The 20,552-nt window shown below is 63.6% G+C and carries 17 protein-coding genes and 2 pseudogenes; 5 read left to right on the forward strand and 14 right to left on the reverse strand.

Annotated features, from left to right (window positions below; all coding sequences use genetic code 11):
* Positions 1–12: 12 nt before the first annotated feature.
* Both gabT and E3T27_RS13275 read left to right on the forward strand, forming a co-directional pair.
* Positions 13–1,413 (forward strand): 4-aminobutyrate--2-oxoglutarate transaminase, encoded by a 1,401-nt coding sequence (gabT, locus tag E3T27_RS13270; protein WP_134573292.1) that lies wholly within the window; start codon positions 13–15, stop codon positions 1,411–1,413.
* A 4-nt stretch (positions 1,414–1,417) separates the two neighbouring features.
* Positions 1,418–2,410, forward strand: coding sequence for an asparaginase (locus tag E3T27_RS13275; RefSeq protein ID WP_134573294.1), 993 nt, complete (start codon positions 1,418–1,420; stop codon positions 2,408–2,410).
* A gap of 185 nt (positions 2,411–2,595) precedes the next feature.
* On the opposite strand, the gene E3T27_RS13280 is transcribed toward E3T27_RS13275, so the two are convergent.
* From E3T27_RS13280 to E3T27_RS13310, 6 genes and pseudogenes are all read right to left on the reverse strand, one after another.
* A complete protein-coding gene (locus tag E3T27_RS13280) occupies positions 2,596–5,574 on the reverse strand; it encodes an FtsK/SpoIIIE domain-containing protein (RefSeq protein WP_166786211.1) in 2,979 nt (992 codons plus the stop codon).
* A 91-nt stretch (positions 5,575–5,665) separates the two neighbouring features.
* Positions 5,666–6,274, reverse strand: coding sequence for an FHA domain-containing protein (locus E3T27_RS13290; protein WP_241992250.1), 609 nt, complete (start codon positions 6,272–6,274; stop codon positions 5,666–5,668).
* Positions 6,275–6,283: 9 nt separating this feature from the next.
* Positions 6,284–6,628 (reverse strand): zinc ribbon domain-containing protein YjdM, encoded by a 345-nt coding sequence (locus E3T27_RS13295; protein WP_104197078.1) that lies wholly within the window; start codon positions 6,626–6,628, stop codon positions 6,284–6,286.
* Between the two features lie 50 nt (positions 6,629–6,678).
* Positions 6,679–7,212 (reverse strand): HAAS signaling domain-containing protein, encoded by a 534-nt coding sequence (locus E3T27_RS13300; RefSeq protein ID WP_134573300.1) that lies wholly within the window; start codon positions 7,210–7,212, stop codon positions 6,679–6,681.
* 162 nt (positions 7,213–7,374) lie between these two features.
* The gene (locus tag E3T27_RS13305; protein ID WP_338144902.1) at positions 7,375–8,178 is read right to left on the reverse strand and encodes a PP2C family protein-serine/threonine phosphatase; all 804 of its coding nucleotides are present in this window, start codon (positions 8,176–8,178) and stop codon (positions 7,375–7,377) included.
* Positions 8,179–8,264: 86 nt separating this feature from the next.
* A pseudogene (locus tag E3T27_RS13310) lies at positions 8,265–9,177 on the reverse strand (aldehyde dehydrogenase family protein).
* A 38-nt stretch (positions 9,178–9,215) separates the two neighbouring features.
* On the opposite strand from E3T27_RS13310, the gene E3T27_RS13315 reads away from it, so the two are divergent.
* Both E3T27_RS13315 and E3T27_RS13320 read left to right on the forward strand, forming a co-directional pair.
* Positions 9,216–9,698, forward strand: coding sequence for an Lrp/AsnC family transcriptional regulator (locus E3T27_RS13315; RefSeq protein WP_104197080.1), 483 nt, complete (start codon positions 9,216–9,218; stop codon positions 9,696–9,698).
* A gap of 63 nt (positions 9,699–9,761) precedes the next feature.
* A pseudogene (locus E3T27_RS13320) lies at positions 9,762–10,129 on the forward strand (aminotransferase class III-fold pyridoxal phosphate-dependent enzyme); the annotation flags it as partial.
* A 42-nt stretch (positions 10,130–10,171) separates the two neighbouring features.
* On the opposite strand, the gene E3T27_RS13325 reads toward E3T27_RS13320, so the two are convergent.
* The 4 genes from E3T27_RS13325 to E3T27_RS13340 form a co-directional block, all read right to left on the reverse strand.
* Positions 10,172–11,485 carry a DUF4192 domain-containing protein gene (locus E3T27_RS13325; protein ID WP_134573302.1) on the reverse strand — a complete coding sequence of 438 codons (1,314 nt, stop codon included), beginning with the start codon at positions 11,483–11,485 and terminating at the stop codon, positions 10,172–10,174.
* A gap of 95 nt (positions 11,486–11,580) precedes the next feature.
* Positions 11,581–13,539: an ABC transporter ATP-binding protein gene (locus tag E3T27_RS13330; RefSeq protein ID WP_134573304.1), complete on the reverse strand. Its 1,959-nt coding sequence runs from the start codon at positions 13,537–13,539 to the stop codon at positions 11,581–11,583.
* Entirely contained in the window at positions 13,536–15,269 is a 1,734-nt protein-coding gene (locus E3T27_RS13335; protein ID WP_134573306.1) for an ABC transporter ATP-binding protein, read from the reverse strand. The genes E3T27_RS13330 and E3T27_RS13335 overlap by 4 nt, the downstream gene beginning before the upstream one ends.
* A 20-nt stretch (positions 15,270–15,289) precedes the next feature.
* Positions 15,290–16,252 (reverse strand): aldo/keto reductase, encoded by a 963-nt coding sequence (locus E3T27_RS13340; RefSeq protein ID WP_134573307.1) that lies wholly within the window; start codon positions 16,250–16,252, stop codon positions 15,290–15,292.
* Positions 16,253–16,365: 113 nt separating this feature from the next.
* On the opposite strand from E3T27_RS13340, the gene E3T27_RS13345 reads away from it, so the two are divergent.
* A complete protein-coding gene (locus E3T27_RS13345; RefSeq protein WP_104197084.1) occupies positions 16,366–16,893 on the forward strand; it encodes a methylated-DNA--[protein]-cysteine S-methyltransferase in 528 nt (175 codons plus the stop codon).
* 22 nt (positions 16,894–16,915) lie between these two features.
* Here the strand turns inward: E3T27_RS13345 and E3T27_RS13350 are convergent, their stop codons facing one another.
* The 4 genes from E3T27_RS13350 to atpD are packed head-to-tail and all read right to left on the reverse strand — an operon-like array spanning position 16,916 to position 20,538.
* Entirely contained in the window at positions 16,916–17,959 is a 1,044-nt protein-coding gene (locus E3T27_RS13350; protein ID WP_478213408.1) for a malate dehydrogenase, read from the reverse strand.
* Positions 17,956–18,783, reverse strand: coding sequence for a YaaA family protein (locus E3T27_RS13355; RefSeq protein WP_134573309.1), 828 nt, complete (start codon positions 18,781–18,783; stop codon positions 17,956–17,958). The genes E3T27_RS13350 and E3T27_RS13355 overlap by 4 nt, the downstream gene beginning before the upstream one ends.
* A 16-nt stretch (positions 18,784–18,799) precedes the next feature.
* Positions 18,800–19,072, reverse strand: a complete 273-nt coding sequence (locus E3T27_RS13360) for a F0F1 ATP synthase subunit epsilon (RefSeq protein WP_134573311.1) — start codon at positions 19,070–19,072, stop codon at positions 18,800–18,802.
* Between the two features lie 2 nt (positions 19,073–19,074).
* Positions 19,075–20,538, reverse strand: a complete 1,464-nt coding sequence (atpD, locus tag E3T27_RS13365) for a F0F1 ATP synthase subunit beta (protein WP_104197086.1) — start codon at positions 20,536–20,538, stop codon at positions 19,075–19,077.
* Between the last annotated feature and the right edge of the window lie 14 nt (positions 20,539–20,552).

The following is a 20,552-nucleotide window of genomic DNA, read 5'->3' on the forward strand; positions in this document are numbered from 1 at the left end:
AGTGGTCTCATCATGACTGACACCCTTATCGACCCTGCTACCGTTTCCGCACCGACATACTCGGTTACGCAAGAACGAAAGATCGTGACCGCCATTCCCGGTCCGATCTCAGCGGCGTTGCATGAGCGGCGCCGAGCGGTCGTCTCCGACGGCGTCAGCTCCATGCTCCCCGTCTACATCAAGAAGGCCAACGGAGCGATCGTCGTCGACGTTGACGGAAACCAGTTCATCGACCTCGGTGCCGGAATCGGCGTGACCACGATCGGCCACACCGAAACCAGCGTTGTCGCGGCGGCCGTCGAACAGTCCCAGGACTTCATCCACACCCTGTTCACCATCACGCCGTACGAAGAATACGTGCGCGTCGCCGAGCTGCTGGCCGAGCACACCCCGGGCGATTTTCCCAAGAAGAGTGTGCTCATCAACTCCGGCGCCGAAGCCGTCGAGAACGGCGTGAAGATCGCCCGCAAGTACACCGGCCGTCGTGCCGTCGCCGTGCTCGACCACGCCTACCACGGTCGCACCGTGCTGACCATGGCCATGAACTACAAGGCCATGCCATACGCCACCGGCTTCGGCCCGCTCGCCAGCGACGTCTACCATGCACCGAGTTCCTATCCCTATCACGATGGTCTGACCGGTGCCGAGGCGGCCGTCCGTACCATCACGTACCTCGACAAGGTGATCGGGGCATCCGACCTGGCCTGCCTTGTCGTCGAACCCATCCAGGGTGAGGGAGGTTTCATGGTGCCAGCGGATGGCTACCTGCCGGCCCTGCAGAAATGGTGCACCGCCAACGGTGTCGTCATGATCGCCGATGAGATTCAAAGCGGCATGGCCCGCTCGGGCAAGTACTTCGCGAGCGAGCACTTCGGGTGGATCCCCGACCTCGTCCTCACCGCCAAGGGCATTGCCGGCGGCTTCCCGCTTGCCGCTGTTACCGGCCGCGTCGAGATCATGGATGCCTCGCAGCCCGGCGGCCTCGGCGGCACCTTCGGTGGCAATCCGGTCGCGTGCGCCGCCGCCATCGCCGTATTCGACGCGATCGAGGCCAACAACCTGCTCGGCGAGGCAATGCGCATCGAAAAGTCCCTCACCGCGGGGCTGACCGTGCTGAAGAACAAGTACGACATCATCGGCGAGATTCGGGGCCACGGCGCCATGATGGCAATCGAGCTCGTGCAGCCAGGCACCGGCGACACCACGAAAACGCCGAACGCCGCCGCGGTGAGCGCCATCTCCATCTACGCCGGCCAGCACGGGGTTCTGCTGCTGACGGCCGGCACTTACGGCAACGTGCTGCGCTTCCTGCCCAGCCTGGCACTGTCCGATGCGCTCATCGTCGACGCCCTCTCGGTGATCGACGACGCCATCGCTGCACACGCCGCAGCGCTCACCGAGTCGTCACTCTAACGCCGTGACTGAAACTTTCACGGTCGACGATTCCGTCGAGCTCGCCATCGTCGAGCGCAGCGGCTTCGTCGAATCCCGTCACGCCGGTTCGGCAATCGTGCTCGGCACCAACGGTGAGGTGTTGCGTGCGCTCGGCGACGTAACCAGTCCGATCTTTCCCCGTTCGGCGATGAAACCTTTCCAGGCCGTCGCGGTCATGGCGAGTGGCGCCGCCCTGCGGGGAGCGGATGCTGCCATCGCCACGGCCAGTCACAGCGGCACCGCCGCCCACATCGATCTCGTTCGCGGGCTCCTCTCCCGCGCGCAAGTGCCCGAGACAGCGCTCGCCTGCCCGGCGGCCTGGCCGAACGATTCCGCCGCCCGCGACACCCTCGTACGCCTCGGTGCCAGCACGGCGCCGATCTATATGGAGTGTTCCGGTAAGCACGCGGCAATGCTCGTGGCATGCCAGCAGAACGGTTGGGCGCTGGAAGGGTATCTGGACCCTTCGCATCCGTTGCAAAAGCGTATTCTCGACGTGCTCGAACGCTTCACCGGCGAGCGGCCGGTCGCCTCGGGCGTCGATGGCTGCGGCGCCCCGGTGCACGCGATCTCCCTCACCGGGCTGGCCCGTGGCATCGCCCGCATCAGTACGAGCAAGTCGAACTCACCGTTTGCGATTTACCGCGAGGCCGGTTTTCTGGCCGAAGCAGTGCGCGCCAATGGCTGGGTTGTGGCCGGACCCGGCCACTCCGACAGCATCGTGATCGACCGACTCGGCCTGTTTATGAAGGGCGGCGCCGAGGGCATCATGGTCGCTGCTGCCGAGAACGGCACCACCGTGGCGTTGAAAATCCTCGACGGCAACCTGCGCGCCGCTGCGGCGGTGGCACTGAGCTTGCTGGCCGATGCCGGCGCAATCGCCCGAACGGATGTCGCTGAGCTGCTGCCCGAGCTCGGTCTCACCGTGACCGGCGGCGGCTTACCGGTCGGCGAGATTCGCGCCAGCTACGTGTAAAGAAGCTATTCCAGCTTCGCCAGCCGCCGCGCTTTCGCTGCACCGGAGATATGCACCATCACGACTACGACCACTATCAGGACGACGATGAACACGGCGGAGGCGAGTACGTTGAGGTCACGGACGTCGCTGAAGAGCGCCCTGTTGAACGAGCGGATGGTCTTGTCGGTGGCCGAGATTCTGACCTAGCCCGGCAACATCGCCCGGGTGACCTCTCCGTCGGAGTGCAAGACCCAGACCCGTCCACGTCCGGGTGCCAGCGGAGGCGGCAGCTCCCGGCGGTGGCTGAGGAGCCGAAAGTCCGACAGGCTGCAGCGGTCGAACACCAGGCTGGCCGCTTGCTCGCTCGAAGTCGAACCACGAAGCCGTGCCAGCAAAGTCCAGTGCGCCTGCCAGGTTTCGGCGTCACCGACGACAATCAGTCGAACAGCAGCATCCGCTTGGCCTACGGCGCCGGGGACCAGCAGAGCGGATGCCTCTGGTCCACTGGTTCCGGCAAGTTCCAGCACCGGAACACCCATGACATTACGCAGGCGGGTCGCCGTGCTCGTCGGCGATGATGACACGATCAGAAGCGGACCTTCAGCCGGTAGCGAATTGGGCACGACGACAGCAGGAACGATCAGGCCCGGAGTCGGCGCCAATAGCTGCACACGCAAGGAGCGCCACACTCCCCCGCCCGGCGGCAGCGACGCGATGTAACCGGCCGATTGTCCCCCGGCCGCGAGGTGGTCCTGCACGCTCGGCAGTTTCAGTAGCAGGGTGCTCTGGCACAGAGCGGCCAGCCCGGGAACCACGCTCGTGTGCCGTTGTACGGCGACCACGACATGCACGCCAGCGGCCGGTCCGTCCCGCAGCAGGCCGACGAGCAGATCAACGGCTGCCAGCCGGTGGTCGGGCTGCCAGCGGGCGCAGACGGAATCAAAATCGTCGAACAGTACCAACCGGGGTGAAGCCGAAGTCTGCTGCCCGGTTTCCACGCGAGCACTCAGACTCGCAAGCGCATCCCAAACGGACTCGACATCAGCTGTGAATAGGTGGGTCGCGACCCGATGTTCGGCCACGCGGGCGAGCGTGTGCAGCAGGGTGGATTTGCCCGAACCGGCCCCGCCGACCACCAACAAGTGCCCATCACTGTCGGGGTCGTAGGTGAACACGCAGTAGCGCTGGCGCTCGGGTTCATCCAGCAACCCGACCGGATACCCCGTCACCGGCGCCTTCTCCACTGTCGCCGCGTCCAGATCGAACTCGGTCACAATCGGCGGGAGCGCATCGAGCCATGGACGTCTTGGAACGTATCCGCACGACGCTGACAGTGGCGCCGCTACGATGCTCGCAATGTCGAGTTCGCCCGTTGTCGCGACTTGGCAGAGTACCGGTTCTCCGGCTTCCGTGGCGACCAAACACCGCCCGGGCTGATTCGGTGCCAGCCCGGCCGCGGCATCCGTGCCGATCACGGCCTGGCTGTCGGCCCGGTTGTTCACCCGCAGCGACAAACGCAGGCTGCAATTAGCCAGCAGCGCGTCGCGCACGATCCCGGCCGGCCGTTGGGTACACAGAATCAGGTGCACGCCGAGCGACCGTCCCCTGGCGGCAATGTCCACAAAGAGGGCGTGCAGCTCGGGAAACAGCCCGAGCATGGTCGCGAATTCATCGACGACGATGATCAGCCGGGGAAGCGGATGCTCCAGGCGTACGTCGGTCACGTCACGCGCCCCGGCCGCGCTCAGCGTGCGCTCCCGGTAACGTAATTCGGCACCGAGACTCGCGAGAGCCCGAGTGGCTGCGTTCGAGTCGAGGTCGGTAATGAGTCCGACGCAGTGCGGCAGTCGGGCAAGCGGTTGAAAGGCTGCGCCGCCCTTGAAATCAACCAGGAGGAAGTTCACCTGCCGCGGCGAGTAAGTCGCGGCCAGCGCGGCAACCCAGGTGGTCAGGAGCTCGCTCTTGCCGCTGCCGGTCGTTCCCCCGACCACAGCATGAGGTCCGGACTGCACCAGGTCCAGGTACGCCGGGCCGTCTCGGCCCACTCCGATCGGGCAGGCGAGGGTCGGTGGCGCCACCGACCGGTCGAACGATGCAGCATCGGTGACGTGCTCGAGCAGTTGCATGACCGGGACCATGTCCGGGATCACTCCCGTCGTGCTTACGAGGCCTGCTGACTTGGCCTGCCCAGCGAGTGACACCGCGAAATCGACAGCTTCGGCCCTGGCGAGAAGTTCCGGACAGAAATCCAGAGGCCGCGCACGATTCGGCGAGCGAATAATCTGCGCCCGTGCCGGGCCAAGCACGCGCACGACCGTTCCGCAGCCCGGCGGCAGGTCTTCGAGCCTCATCGCCAAGGCGAGCAGCAGCCGCCCGCGTTCTGGTTCACCACGGCGTGGATCGGTGGTGCTGGTCGTGGTGGCGCTGGTCGTGGTGGCGCTGGTCGTGGTGGCGCTGGTCGTGGTGGTGGTGCGCAGTAGGAGTGTGAACCGGCGCGGCGATGGCGCCACGTGCGGCAGCTGAACCACCCAGTCCCAATCGGTGGACATGGCATCGCCCGGGCCGGCGACCCCCAAATCGGTCGGCGGCACCGCGAAACAGACCTGCACACACACGGCGCGACCGAGCGCTGCCGCGAGCGGCATCGGCCCGACGATGCCGAGCCCCTGGGCCAGGTCGACGACGATGGGGGCACCGGTGACTGTTGCTGCCCACTCCCGCAGCTGCCGGTTATCGTTCGGTGCGCTCGCTCCGCCGAGTCGGATACCGCTCGGGGCCGAGCCGACGCCCAGCGAGACGAGCGTGCCATCCGTTTGTCGCCAACGCGCGGCCGCCGCACGCCCGAGCACAATATTTCTCGCCGAAGGCGTGTGCCGCCAGGCTTCGTCGCGCCAGCGGATGTGACGTTCGGTGATCATCGAACAGAGCACCGTCACGGCCTCGCTGTGCGAGGCTGTCTCAGCCCGGCGGCGTTTGCGGCCCGAACGTTTCGAGTCGAACATGCTGGCTACCGCGATAATCGGGCTGAGAACGGCGAAAATCAATGCGAAGGCCGAGCCGGTGATCATCCAGATCAGTCCGGCGGCGACCAGCGGCGCCACTGTGGCGAGTAGAGGAAACCCCGCCGGCGGCAGAGCGGCCGGCGCGGGTGGCAGGGCGAGGGTTTCATCGACAGTGGACACCCCGCCAGCAGACCAGATTATCGGTCGAGAAACACTCGTGACGTGACTATCGGTGCACAATCAGCGTTCCAGTCAGCGGTGGAGGACGTCCTCACGCGACGCTGAACGAGTGGTCGGCGATTTCGACCCGGCTACCGCGCGGCAGAACGTACCGTCGGCCCGGTTCGAGTGCCTCGGCCGTTTCGCCCGGGCGGCGAATCACGGTGCCGTTAGCCGAGACCCGGTCGCTGACCCAAAACTCGTCGTCATGCTGGCCGAACTCGAGGTGAGTCTTCGAGACCGAGCGGTCGGTATCTGCTACTTGAATGAGGTCATCAAAAATCTCGTCGGGTTGGGCCAGGGGTTTGCGCCCGATCAGGCCGGAGCCCCGCACGGAGACCACCTGACCGGTACTGAAGGTCAGTACGAAGGTCGCCCGGGTCGGCAGCACGGCGGCGGGGAGTGCGGGCGGTACTGCCGCTGGCGCGGTTGGCGCGGCGGTCACGACAGTGACGGCCCCCACTGGCGCCGGCACTTCTGCGGGAATCGGGACCGAGATGACGACGGTGGTGCGCGGCAGGCGCGCAATGATCGTCGTGTCGTTGGGGCGAGGGTCCCGACGCTTGCGCGACTCCACGGTAGCGGTGCGAGAGCTGCCGCATTCGCCACAGAACATGGCTCCGACCGGCAACCAGGCCCCGCAAATCTGACACGTCACCATCGGCCGGGCCTAGACCTTTTTGACCACGCTGGACTTGAGCTGGATGAATCCGAAACCATCGACCTTGCAGTCGATGTCATGGCCGTCGACCGGATCGACGACGCGAATATTGCGAACCTTGGTGCCGACCTTGATCGACAACGCCTGGCCCTTGACCTTGAGGTCCTTGATGATCGAAACGGTGTCCCCGTCGGTTAAAACGGTTCCGAAGGCGTCTTTGACCTGGACTTCCTGCTCTGCTTCGACCGGTTCGTTCGACCATTCGTGGGCGCAGAGCGGGCACACCAGTAAGGAACCCATCTCGTAGGCCAGGTCACTGGAACATTCAGGGCACGGGGGCAGGGTCTCGTTCATTCCTCCCATAATACGCGACCGCACTGCGCCGCCGGGCTACCGGCGGCGGGCTACCGGCGGCGGGCCAGCACGCGCCAGAGTCGGCCCGCAATGACGGCCGCGGTGACCATAATGATCAGCGGAATGTAGGCGAGTAAAGAGGATGCTTCCCAGCCGATCCCGATTCCGCCGTCACGATTGAAAGCCGATACCGACAGTCCGAGAAAGTATGACTCGGCCGACTCTGTTCCGCTGTCCATTAGGACTGACAACATGCCGGCGGTGAAGGTGAAGGCCAGGGTCCACCAGAGCAGCAGCAGGCCCGTGAACCAGTAGATTGCCCGCACCCAGGACGGCCGGTTGCCGCGGCCGTCCTCGGCGAAACTTCGGGCCAGGGCGCGCGGTGAGCCGAGCGAGTCGAGGGCGGCGTCGATGCCGCGGGCGGCGGCATCGACTTCGATATTGTCACGGATCTCCCGCAGGATCGATCGGCGTTCGCGCCTCGTGACCAACTCTTCGAGGGCGAGGTCGAACCGAAACAGATAGGATTCGCGGCGACGCCAGACTGCAAACGTTGATCTGGCCTCGGTTGTTTGGGTGTTCATTTCTGTTCCTCTCCCGCTGGTTCTCGCTCGTCTGGTTCATCCGTGCGAATGGCGCCGAGACCCGTGTGCACGATCGCGATCAGGGAATGCCATCGCGCCGTAGTCGGTAATGCCTAATAGCTGTGAGTATTAGCCACTAGGTGCCAGCTACAAGGTGCCAGGTCAGGTGTTGGACGCCTCGTAGGGTTCGACGGCGAGCACGTCGATCACGATTGCGGTGACGTTGTCGCGACCACCGTTTTCCAGGGCGGCTGTGACCATCGCTGCGACGGCATCCGCTGCCAGCTTCTGTTCAAGCAGAAAATGACGGATTCCGTAGGAGGTGAGTTCTTTCGTGAGTCCGTCGGAACAGACCAGGATGCGCATGCCGGCCTGGATCGGCAGGATGCGATAGTCGGGAATGGGCGGTTCGTGAAAACCGACGGCGCGAGTGATGATGTTGCCGTGCGGGTGGACATCCGCCTCTTCGCGGGTGATGCGACCGGCATCGACGAGTTCCTGCACGACCGAATGGTCATTGGTGATTTGCTCGAGGACACCGCCGGTCAGCCGGTAGACCCGGGAATCGCCGATGTTATAGACGATCCAGCTAACGGCGTCCGAGACGAGTGCCAGCGCCACGCCGGTCACGGTCGTTCCGGTGCCCTGGTCGGTGACGCCGACACCCTGCGCCATGTCCTCCACGGCGAGAGCGAGCGCCCGATCGATCGAACCGGCCTCCGCCACGAGTGTTCCGGAAAGCTCGGCAAGCCTGGTCACTACGGCGGTACTTGCGACATCGCCGGCTGAATGGCCGCCCATGCCGTCGGCGACGGCGAACAGGGGCGGCGCGGCGAGGAGACTGTCCTCGTTGACCTCGCGGCGATGGCCGACATCGGTCAGGGCTGCCCACGCCAGCGTCAGCGTCGTGGCAACGCTGGGCAGTTCGACACGAAATTCGGTCGAACCTTGACCAATCTGGGTCACGGGTGGTGCCTTCCGAGTGTGGGTACGAATTCGTCCCCGCCGTTCCAACGTACGCCGAAGGACTTGGACCATAATAACGTCACCGCTCACGGCCATTGCACCGGCCAGTGCCCGATATAGCTCATCACGCGCTTGATCCGGGCGTAATCCTCGAACCCATACATCGACAGATCCTTGCCATACCCGGAGTGCTTGAAACCACCGTGCGGCATCTCGGCAATGATGGAAATATGCGTGACGATCCAGACGCAACCAAAGTCAAGGTGCTTGGCGAACCGCATCGCGCGGCCGTGGTCGCGGGTCCACATTATCGGTCTACAAAAGCCCGCTCACGATGGTCGTTTCGTGAAAATAACAGGTACGGCCAATGCGACGTCCGCCGAGTTCGAGCACGACGTGGTCGGGCAGCCGGTGTGCGAGGCCGGTTACCCGAGCAAGCTGGTGCGCGTTATTGACCGGTCCAAACAGAATGTCCGCCTCGCGAGGAGTCCCCGTGCGGGCGTTGTCCCGGGCATACGCGGCGAGCGCGGCGACGGCCATTCCCACCCGCACCGAACCCGTGATCGACACCAGCTGCGGAGTTGTGTGATCGCCGATGGCGGCACCGGTCGGCTCGGGCCGGATGAATACGGTGTGGTCGGTCATATTCTCGCCGGCCGCGCGACCCTCAAGGTTGCGGGCGGCACCGGCAAAGAACCGAATCTGGTCGACCGAGAGCAAAATCTCATCGTCAACCAGGGTGGAGCGAGGCTTGCCGGTGTCGAGCGACTCGGCGTCAGCGAATTCCTCGGCGCGCGCCTCGATCGCATCCGCGATGTGAAACAGCGCTGGCTGCCGCACGGCCGGCGTCATCTCGCCCTAAATTTCGCAAGCGGATGCTGCAGCTCGGTAGGCCGAGTCAGCATCGGCTGCATTCGATACCGGGCCACTGCCGTAGACCCTTTCGGTCGCGGGATCGACAAATGAAATCTGCAGTAGTTTGCTCCAGACACGACGGATTCGCTTGCCGAGAGTATTTAGACTGACAGAATCGATGCATGAATGAACAAAAGCGCGGTCAGCCACCCAAGCCGGCCCAGCTCGACGATGTGTCGAAAAAGATCATCGAACAGCTTCAAGCCGACGGTCGTCGGTCGTACGCGGAGATCGGCAAAGCCGTCGGCCTCAGCGAAGCGGCCGTGCGCCAACGGGTACAGAAACTCACTGACTCCGGTGTCATACAGGTGGTAGCCGTCACAGACCCGAAGCAGTTGGGTTTCTTCCGTCAGGCCATGATCGGCGTTCGCGCCTCGTCCGACACCCGCGTACTCGCCGAGCAGCTCGCCAAGATCGATGCCGTGGACTCCGTCGTGCTCACGGCTGGCACCTTTGACATTCTCGCCGAGGTCGTCTGCGAAGACGACGACCAACTGCTCGAACTACTCAACTCCAAGATCCGCAATCTCGAGGGAGTGCTCTCCACCGAGACGTTCGTGTATCTCAAAATCCATAAACAGCTATATAACTGGAGCACACGGTAAAACAATGGCTCCCACGACGCCCACAACGCCGAGCTGCAGCAGAAGGCCAAGGAGCACCTCTGCATGCACCTCTCGCGTCAGTCAGCAATGGAATCCGGCGCTGGAGTGCCCATCATCGTCAAGGGCCATGGACATCACATCTGGGATTCCCCGGGTAAGCAGTACATTGACGGCCTCAGTGGTCTGTTCACGTCAACGCGGACCATTGACGTAAGCGCCTGGCCGAAGTAGCTGCCAAGCAGGCCGAGGAACTCGGCATTCTTCCCGGTCTGGTCATTCGCTCACCCGAACGCGATCGAACTCACCGATCGGCTCGCCTCCTATGCTCCCGGCGATCTAGCCGCGTGTTCTCCCCCACCGGAGGCGGTAGAGCGGTCGAGACCGCGTTCAAGCGCGCCAAATATTACTGGAAACTGATGGGCAGCCTGACCAATGGAGGCGCCGAAGTACATGGAGCTGACGGCGAACAGGGTTCAGCGCCCGGCTGCACGCTCGTCGAAGTCTTCACCCCAGTTTTGATCAACGTCATCGTCGAGTTCGTAGCTCTCGCTCTTTTCATCCTCGTCGTCATCCTCGTCGTCATCCTCGTCATCCTCGTTGTCATCGTCTTGCGGGACCGCGAACGCCCACTCCGGCAGGTGCCCCGAATCGAGCAGCAGTTTCAGCAGGATCGCCATGCTGTACTGCGACTCGATGGCAAGAGCTTGGTCCACGAAAAATCCGGCTACGGACCCGCGGCCCAGTGCCCACGACAGCCAAGCCAGCATGCAGAGCGGCGCCGGTCTGGCCGATCGAGGCGCCATGGCAACGACGACGCGGAGCAGGGTGATGGCGACACGGATCCGGTCGATGTCGGGCCGTTCACATTGCAGGCCGAGCATGATGTCGCCGGTGTGCTCAGCGGTCGGGTCACCGATGTCGATCTCCTCGGCTACGAGGTCGTCGAGGCTTCGCCCGGTCTCGTGCTGGAGCCGAGCGTACCGCCCGTTGATAGCGTGGGCGCGCACCCCTTCGTCGCGCCCAAAGGCGAACTGCACCATGATCTGATCGCGGTTGGGCGGGGACTGCACGAGCACAAGAAGCGCGGCGACGTTTTCCTCGGTGGGCGGATTCGGCCAGGTGAGTGCTTCCTCGGCGATCGCTACCGGGTCGAGTGCAACGCCGAGGGCGTCGAACAGTGGTGGAGAGTTCTCGGCGCGCGCAAGCAGGTGGCGGTACCGCCGGTAGATCCGGGCTAGGCGTTCCTGGGTCGCCGGGTGGACACCAACCGGATCCGCGCCGTTCTGTAGGGTGCCGAGCGGGCGTACGGTCTTGGTCCCCGCCCCCTCGTTCGCCGTCGTGTTCACCGGTGACTCGGCAATATCGTTCAGTGGATGCCCGCCAGCGGGGCATTTGGGATCGAGGTAACTTCCCCACGCATCCGCTGCCACGCACAGGGAATCACGCAGCAGAAAACCGCTCCATTCGAGTCGCCGGTTTAAAATCTCGGCAAACTGTTCGCGCGGGATACCAACGGCAGTGATAAAGGAATCATCGGTGTAGATGACCGGAACGACGGCGTCCACTCCGGGAATCTTGCACAGCATCCCGGCGAGGGTCGTCGCGATGCGCTTGTACACCTTGAGGGATGCGCCGTCGTCCGGCAGGTTGAAACGTAGCGCGCCGCAGGTGCGGTTGCCACGAAACGCGACGAGCACGGCGCTGGTCTCGGGAGCAAAACCGAGCAGCTGGGGAACGAGTGCCAGAAAGTCCTGGGCCTTCTGGGCTTTGACAATGGTGGGATGCATGCCGCCACTGTGCCAGCGCCGCCGGGCTCCGGATCAGCGCTAAAGGCGAATCTGGGTTTGATTCGCGCAGACGACCCGTTGGGGAGGAGGCGGCTTTAGACCTCGTCGGCAATAGGCGCCGCGAATTGTGCGGCATACAGCGCCTGATAGGCACCGTTTGCGGCGAGCAGCTGCATGTGGCTGCCCTGCTCCACGATGCGCCCCGATTCCATGACCAGAATCAGGTCGGCGTCGCGAATCGTCGACAGGCGATGGGCGATGACGAAGCTCGTGCGTTCGGCGCGCAGGGCACTCATCGCCTTTTGTACGAGAACTTCGGTGCGGGTGTCTACCGAGCTGGTCGCCTCATCGAGGATGAGCACGCTCGGCTGCGCCAGGAACGCGCGGGCGATAGTGAGCAACTGCATTTCGCCGGCGCTCACGTTACTGCCCTGGTCGTCCAGCACGGTGTTGTAACCGTCGGGCAGCGAGTGCACGAACCGGTCGACATAGGTCGCGGTGGCAGCCGCGAGAATATCCTGCTCCGTCGCATCCGGTCGACCATAGGCGATGTTGTCACGAATCGTACCGCCGAACAGCCAGGTGTCCTGCAGCACCATGCCCATGCGGCTGCGCAGGTCATGCCGGGTCATGGTGGCAACATCGACGCCGTCAAGCAGTATGCGTCCCGAGTGGATCTCATAGAACCGCATCATGAGGTTGACCAGCGTGGTCTTGCCTGCTCCGGTAGGACCGACGATCGCGATGGTCTGCCCGGGTTCGGCGACGAGGCTGAGTTCCTCGATCAGCGGCTTGTCCTCGGTGTACCGGAACGACACGTTTTCAAAGACCAGACGCCCGCGCACCTCGGTGGGTGCGTCGGCAGGGTCGGGGTCTTCGCTCTGCTCTGCGGCGTCGAGCAGGTCGAACACGCGTTCAGCGGATGCCACGCCCGACTGCAGCAGGTTCGCCATCGACCCGAGCTGCGCGAGCGGCTGAGTGAACTGGCGGGAGTATTGGATGAACGCCTGCACGTCGCCCAGTTGCATGGTACCGGAAGCGACCCGCAATCCGCCGACAACCGCGATAGCAACGTAGACGAGGTTGCCGATGAACGTCATGGCCGGCATGATCATGCCGCTGATGAACTGGGCGCCGAAGCTAGCCTCATAGAGTTCGTCATTCTTGGCCGTGAACCGGGCGTCGACCTCTTTCTGCCGGCCGAACACCTTGACCAGCGCATGGCCGGTGAACGTCTCCTCGATCTGACCGTTGAGTTCGCCGGTGTTCGTCCATTGAGCTACGAACAGTTTTTGGGAGCGCTTCGCGATGAACGCCGTGATCACGAGGGTGAGCGGCACCGTGACGAGTGCGATCAGAGCAAGCAGCGGCGAGAGGAGGAGCATCATCACTATCACGCCGATGACAGTGAGCAGACTGGTCACCACCTGACTCAGCGACTGTTGCAGGCTCTGCGAGATGTTGTCGACGTCGTTTGTCACTCGGCTGAGCAGCTCACCGCGCGGCTTCTTGTCGAAGTAGCTCAGCGGCAGACGGTTGATCTTCGCTTCGATCTCTTCACGCAACCGGTACACCGTGCGCTGCACCACGCCGTTGAGCACGTACGCCTGCATCCAGCTGAACACGCTCGACAGCACATACAGTGCGAGCGCCCAGAATAGCACGGTGGAGAGCATGGCAAAGTTGATTCCGCGCCCGGGAGTGAGCGTCATGCCGCTGAGCATGTCGGCTTGGGCGGTGTTGCCGGCTGCTCGCAGTCCCGCGATCACCTCGGCCTGGCTGCTGCCGCTCGGCAGATTCTTGGACACGACGCCGGAGAAGATCAGGTTGGTACCTTCGCCGAGCAGACGCGGGCCGAGCACGGCGAACGAGACACTGATAACGGCGAGCACGATAAAGAGCCAGAGCCGCTCGGGACTCAGCTTGCCGAGTAGGCGTTTGCCCGACGCGGTGAAGTTCAACGATTTCTCGGCCGGCAGGCTCATGCCGCCAAACGGACCGCCGCCGCGCTGCGGACGCGGGGCCGGTTTGTCATCGGCGTGAGCCTCGCTCATGCTGCCTCCTCCGCGGTGAGCTGAGACGACACAATTTCCTGATACGTGGTGTTTGTGTCGAGGAGCTGCTCGTGAGTTCCCCGACCGACGATGCGGCCGTCTTCGAGCACCAGAATCTGGTCTGCATCGATGATGCTCGACACCCGCTGGGCGACGATGATCATGGTGGCGCCCGTGGCGCTCTGCTTGAGGGCGAGCCGGAGTCGGGCGTCGGTGGCGAGGTCGAGGGCCGAGAATGAGTCGTCGAAAATGTACAGCGCCGGCCGCTTTACGAGGGCGCGAGCGATTGCGAGGCGTTGGCGCTGACCACCCGACACGTTGGTGCCTCCCTGTGAAATCATGGCGTCGAGCCCGCCGTCCATTTCGGTGACGAAGTCGCGAGCCTGGGCGGTCGTGAGAGCCTGCCAGAGTTCCTCTTCGGTCGCATCCGGTTTGCCGTAGAGCAGGTTGCTGCGCACCGTTCCGGAGAACAGGTAGGGCTTTTGCGGCACGAGGCCGATCTGCCCCCAGAGCAGGTCGGAATTGAGCTCGCGTACGTTGATGCCGTCGACGAGTACAGAGCCGCTCGTGGCGTCGAACAAGCGCGGCAGCAGGTTGACCAGGGTGGTTTTGCCGCTGCCGGTGCTGCCGATGATCGCGGTGGTTTGGCCGTGGCGGGCGATGAAGCTGACGTTTTGCAGCACCGGCTGTTCGGCGCCCGGATAGGCAAATCCAACATCAAGCAGTTCGAGTTCGCCCTGACCGACCGTGGCATTCACCGGCTCAGCCGGCGGAACAACGCTCGACTCGGTCGCGAGCACTTCACCGATGCGGTCCGCCGAGACGGCAGCGCGCGGAATCATGACGGCCATGAACGTGGCCATCATGACGGCCATGAGAATCTGCATGAGATAGCTGAGGAACGCGATCAACGTCCCCACCTGCATCGATCCGTCTTCGATGCGAAACGCGCCGAACCAAATCACGGCGATGCTGGAGACGTTGAGCACGAGCATGACGATGGGGAACATGAGCGCCATCAGCCGACCCGAACTCAGGGCGACGTCGGTCACGTCTTGGTTGGCCGTAGCGAACCGGGCGATCTCGACGTCTTCGCGTACGAACGCCCGCACCACCCGGATGCCGGTCAGTTGTTCCCTGAGTACCCGATTGACGGTGTCGATGCGTGTCTGCATCTTGCGAAACAGCGGCACCATCTTGACCACGATGAATCCGACGGCGATGAGCAGCATCGGCACGCTCACCGCGATGAGCCAGGACAGCTGCACGTCTTGACGGATCGCCATGATCACACCGCCGATGCTGAGGATGGGCGCCGAAACCAGCAGGGTGCAGGTAGTGAGAACGAGCATCTGCACCTGTTGCACGTCGTTGGTGGAGCGGGTGATGAGCGATGGGGCACCGAACCGGGTGACCTCCTGCTCGGAGAACTCGCCCACCCTACTGAAGACATCCCCGCGCAGGTCGCGCCCGACCTTCATCGCCACTTTCGCACCAAAGTAGACTGCCACGATCGCGCACAGGATCTGCGCGAGGGTGATGAGCAACATCAGTGCACCAACACGCAGAATGTAGCCGGTGTCACCGGTTGCGACACCCTCATCGATGATGTCGGCGTTGAGGGTGGGCAGAAAGAGGGAGGCGATCGATTGGGCCAGTTGAAAGACGATCACCCCGAGCAGCGGCTGCCAGTACGGGCGCAGGTAACGCACGAGCAAGGACCGCAGCACGAATTTCTCCTAGGGTGAGGTCAGGCGAAAAGGTTGGAAATGTAGGCAACCTCGTCAGCCGACGGCTGCCAGGCCGTCGCGGCATTCGCGTTTTGAACGATTTGCTCAGGCCTGGTAGCGCCGGCGATGACGCTGGTCAGTCCCGGCTGCGCCAGTAGCCACGCGAACGTCGCCGTCAGCATACTCACCCCGCGCTCATCACACCATTTCTGATACTGCTCGATCGTGTCCCACGGGGCATCGTCGGCGAGATGGCGTCTGATCATCATGATGCGGCTGTCGGCTGGCCCTCCCGTGCGCGAGAACTTGCCGGTGAACAGGCCGTTGTAGAGCGGGAAGAAGGGCAGAAACCCGAGACCGTAGGCGTTCACAGCCGGCAGAACCTCGTCTTCGACATCACGCACGAGCAGGCTGTATTCGTTCTGGCTCGAGATGAAGGCGGGGTGACCGTTCATCCGGGCGGTGAACTCGGCTTCGGCGATCTGCCATCCCGCTAGGTTGGAGTGACCGATATAACGAATCTTGCCCTCGGTAATGAGGTCGTGCAGGGTTGAAAGGGTCTCTTCGATCGGTGTTGACGGGTCGGGAACGTGCAGCTGGTAGAGGTCGATCCAGTCGGTCTGCAGTCGGCGGAGGGACGCCTCGACGGCCAAGCGGATGTACCGGCGTGAGCCCCGCGCGCCCCAGTCCGGACCGTTCGACCCACCCATGTCCATGCCGAATTTCGAGGCCAGCACGATTTGGTCGCGCTTGCCGCTCAGCGAGTGTCCCATGAGCGTTTCGCTCAATCCTCGCTCCGCACCGTAAATATCGGCGGTGTCGAAGAGCGTCACGCCTGCTTCGAAAGCGGCGTCGATCACCGCCGTCGTGCCTTCCTGACTCTTGGATGCGGTCCCGGCGCGACCGAAATTGTTGCACCCGAGCCCGATCGTCGAGACGGTCAGCCCGGAGGAGCCAAGTCTGCGATATTCAATTTGAGCCATCATTACAGAATAGGGGCGCAGCCATCTCCTGCACAGGTGCGCATGCCGGGCACTTGTGCACCCCGGTCTGAACCTCGCATGGTTTCCGCCGAAGCGAGGGCTACAGTCGAATCATGGACAGCATCCCGGCGCACGTCGCCCAGCGCCCCACAACGGCAAACGCGCTCCTGCGCATCCCCAGCCCCGTCGGTCGGCTGGAACTCACCGCCGACGATGAAGGTATCCTCTCTCTTTCCATCGAAACCGACGGTCAACTACCGCTCGACGCGACCGCGGAGACGCCTTCTCCCGTGCTGCGACGGGCGGCCGAACAGCTCGACGAGTACTTCGCCGGAACGCGGCGGTCGTTCGATCTTCCCGTACACCTCACGCGCGGAACCGAATTTCAGCGCAGCGTATGGGCTCGGCTGACCAGCCTCAACTACGGCGATGTCATCTCCTACGGGGCGCTCGGCAGTGCCGTCGGCCGGCCGGGTTCGGCCCGCGCCATCGGCGGGGCCGTCGGCGCCAATCCGGTGCCGATCATCATCGGCTGTCACCGCGTACTCGCGACGAGCGGGCAGATCACCGGCTACAGCGCCGGGCAGGGCATCCCCACCAAAGCTTGGCTGCTCAACCACGAGGGCATCGCGCACCGGTAGCTGGCCAGCATGACCGTGAAACTCAGCGACGCCCCAATGGCAGCAGGCCGAGCGCCCGCACTGCATCTCGTTCCTCCACGAGTTCTGCAACAGATGCCGCGATTCGACTGCGCGAGAATTCGTTGAGCTGCAACCCGTTCACGATGCGCCAATTCCCGTCAACCGATCGCACCGGGAACGAGCACACCAAGCCAGGCGGAACATCGTAGGAGCCATCGGAAACGACCCCGGCACTGGTCCAGTCGACGCCGTGGCCGGTGACCCAGTCGCCCACATGATCGATGGCTGCATTGGCGGCGGAAGCCACCGAAGAGCCTCCCCGCACGGCAATAATCTCAGACCCACGCTGGGCAACTCGCGGGATGAAGGTCTGCGCCAGCCACTGCTCGTCGACGAGATCGCGAACCGCTCGGCCCTCTGCTGTGGCGTGGAAGATATCCGGGTATTGACTGGCCGAGTGGTTTCCCCACACGGTCAGCCCATGAATCGCCCCCACTGAGACGTCCAGGTGGCTGGCCAATTGCCCGACGGCCCGGTTGTGGTCAAGCCGGGTCATGGCAGTGAAGCGGTCACTCGGCACATCCGGCGCGTGAGCGGCGGCGATGAGGGCATTTGTATTGGCTGGATTGCCCACCACCAGCACGCGCACGTCATCGGCTGCGCCCGCGTTGATGGCTGCCCCCTGCGGTGCGAAAATGCGGCCGTTGGCCCCCAGAAGATCAGCACGTTCCATCCCCGGCCCACGCGGGCGAGATCCAACGAGCAGTGCGATATTCACCCCGTCGAATGCGACTGTGGGGTCATCGGTGACCGTCACACCGCGCAGCAGGCCGAAGGCACAGTCCTCGAGCTCGAGCGCAGTGCCCTCAGCTGCTTTCAACCCCTGGGGAATCTCCAGCAGGGTGAGACGGATCGGCGTCATCGGCCCCAGCAAAGCGCCAGCGGCAATGCGAAAGAGCAACGCATAACCGATCTGCCCGCCTGCCCCGGTGACGGTCACATTGACCGGTTGCCGCAGGATGGGAACATTGACCGCTAGGGGGAAGGTGCTGGCGTCTGTACTCACGCCCCCAGCCTAGCCCCGGTAAAGATCGTCGATGAGGCTGCGCGTCCCGGCGCAGCAAGCTGCTGCTCAACGACGAGCTCGAGTTCGCCGGGAGCTCCATGGCCGAGTCGGATTCCGACCGATTGCGCCCAGCGGATAAGTTCCTGCGCGCTCGTGAAATTGTGTTCGTGTTCGAGCAGAGCCCGGGTGAACTCGCCCTTCGACTTCTTATTGAAGTGGTTCAGGGCACGCTTCTGACCGTCTGCGCCATCGGCGACCACCCGCAGGTACAGTGAGTCCGCCCGCACGGGTCGGGCACCGAGGCCAACATAAGCCTGTGACCTCAGGTCGAGCAGAAGTCCTTCGGTCCGGCCGAGGAGGCGCTGAATATCGCTGCTCCAGTGCTGTTTGAGAGTGTGGTTTGCCAGAGTGACGCCCGGAACGCGCGAATCGTGGGACAGCCGGTAAGCCGGTATTGCATCAAGTGCAGCGAGCGGCCCGAGCAGCGCAGAGTGTACGACCAGGTGAGCGTGCGCGAACTCGCGCTGCGAGCCTGAGAGGGTGGCAGCATCCAGACCGTCGAACAGCACCCCGGTATAGCGATCTATTACCGCCAGGGTCGGAGACGCAAGCAACTCACGGTTGCGGTCGATCTCGAACAGCTGTGTGCGGCCCAGTTTGAGGGCGGCGCTGGCAGCTTCGGGATACCGAGTCAGCGCTACAAGCGCCTGCGCCAGCGCACGACGTTTCACGTTCAGGCTCGGGTAGGCCAGTTTTTCCCAGTCCAAGGGTACAGCTTCGCCGCCGGAGCGTTTCGTCTCCGACGGCGGAAGCAGTATTAACACTGGTGTGTCAGACGGGCTATTTGGAACCCACGAGTTCAGCCTTGCGGGCCACGATGGTGACCGTATCGTTGTCGACCGACAAGAATCCATCCTCAGCCTGGGCCAGAACCTTGGAGCCGTCTGGCAGAGTGAGACGCACGTCACCCGCGGCCAGGATCGCCAGCATCGGTTCGTGACCGGCCAGGATGCCAATCTCGCCCTCGACGGTCTTGGCGACAACCATGGTCACCTCGCCGGCCCACACCTGCTGGTCGGCCGAAACGACGCTGACGGACAGCGACTTCGCCATGCTTAGTCGTTCTCCTTCTGAATCTGAGCCCACTTCTCTTCGACGTCGTTGATGCCACCGACGTTGAAGAAAGCCTGCTCGGCCACGTGGTCGAAGTCACCGTTGGCAATCGCCGTGAACGACTCGATGGTGTCCTTGAGCGGAACCGTTGAGCCCTCTACACCGGTGAACTTCTTCGCCATGTAGGTGTTCTGCGACAGGAACTGCTCGATGCGGCGGGCACGGGAAACCGTTACCTTGTCTTCCTCCGAGAGTTCGTCGACACCGAGGATCGCGATGATTTCCTGGAGTTCTTTGTTCTTCTGCAGGATGGCCTTGACGCGAACGGCCGTGTTGTAGTGATCGGCACCCAAATAGCGGGGGTCGAGGATACGGCTGGTCGAGGTGAGCGGGTCAACGGCCGGGTACAGGCCCTTCGACGCGATCGCACGGGACAGTTCGGTCGTGGCATCCAGGTGGGCGAAGGTGGTCGCCGGTGCCGGGTCGGTGTAGTCGTCGGCAGGAACGTAGATCGCCTGGAGGGAGGTGATCGAGTGGCCACGGGTCGACGTGATGCGCTCCTGCAGGATTCCCATCTCGTCAGCCAGGTTGGGCTGGTAGCCCACGGCCGAGGGCATACGGCCCAGCAGGGTCGACACCTCCGAACCAGCTTGCGTGAAACGGAAGATGTTGTCGATGAAGAGCAAGACGTCTTGCTTCTCCACGTCGCGGAAGTACTCAGCCATGGTGAGGGCGGAGAGGGCGACGCGCAGACGCGTTCCCGGCGGCTCGTCCATCTGGCCGAAGACTAGGGCGGTCTTGTCGAAGACGCCGGCTTCTTCCATCTCGGCGATGAGGTCGTTGCCCTCACGGGTACGCTCGCCAACTCCGGCGAACACCGATACTCCACCGTGGTCCTGCGCAACACGCTGGATCATTTCCTGGATGAGCACGGTCTTGCCGACTCCGGCACCACCGAACAGGCCGATCTTTCCACCGAGAACGTACGGCGTCAGAAGGTCAATGACCTTGATTCCGGTTTCGAACAGCTGAGTCTTGGACTCGAGCTGGTCGAAAGCCGGCGGCTTGCGGTGGATGGGCCAGCGCTCGGTGATTTCGATCTTCTCGCCGGGCTTGGCGTTGAGGACATCGCCGATAACGTTGAAGACCTTGCCCTTGGTGACGTTTCCAACCGGAACCGTGATGGGGCTGCCGGTGTCGCGTACTTCCTGCCCGCGGACGAGTCCGTCGGTCGGGTTGAGCGCGATAGCACGAACGAGGTCGTCACCGAGGTGCAGAGCGACCTCGAGCGTGATCTCGTTCGAGTCGTCACCGATGGTGATCGTGGTCTTCAGGGCGTTGTAGATGCCGGGGATCGAGTCATGCGGAAACTCGATGTCGACAACGGGGCCCGTGACGCGCGCGATGCGGCCAACCGAGCCGGCCGTGTCCTCCGCCCGGACTGGCGCGATTGCGGTGTCAGTCATTGCTCTCTCTTCTC

Source organism: Cryobacterium lyxosi, assembly GCF_004403345.1.
Taxonomy (GTDB): Bacteria; Actinomycetota; Actinomycetes; order Actinomycetales; family Microbacteriaceae; genus Cryobacterium; species Cryobacterium lyxosi.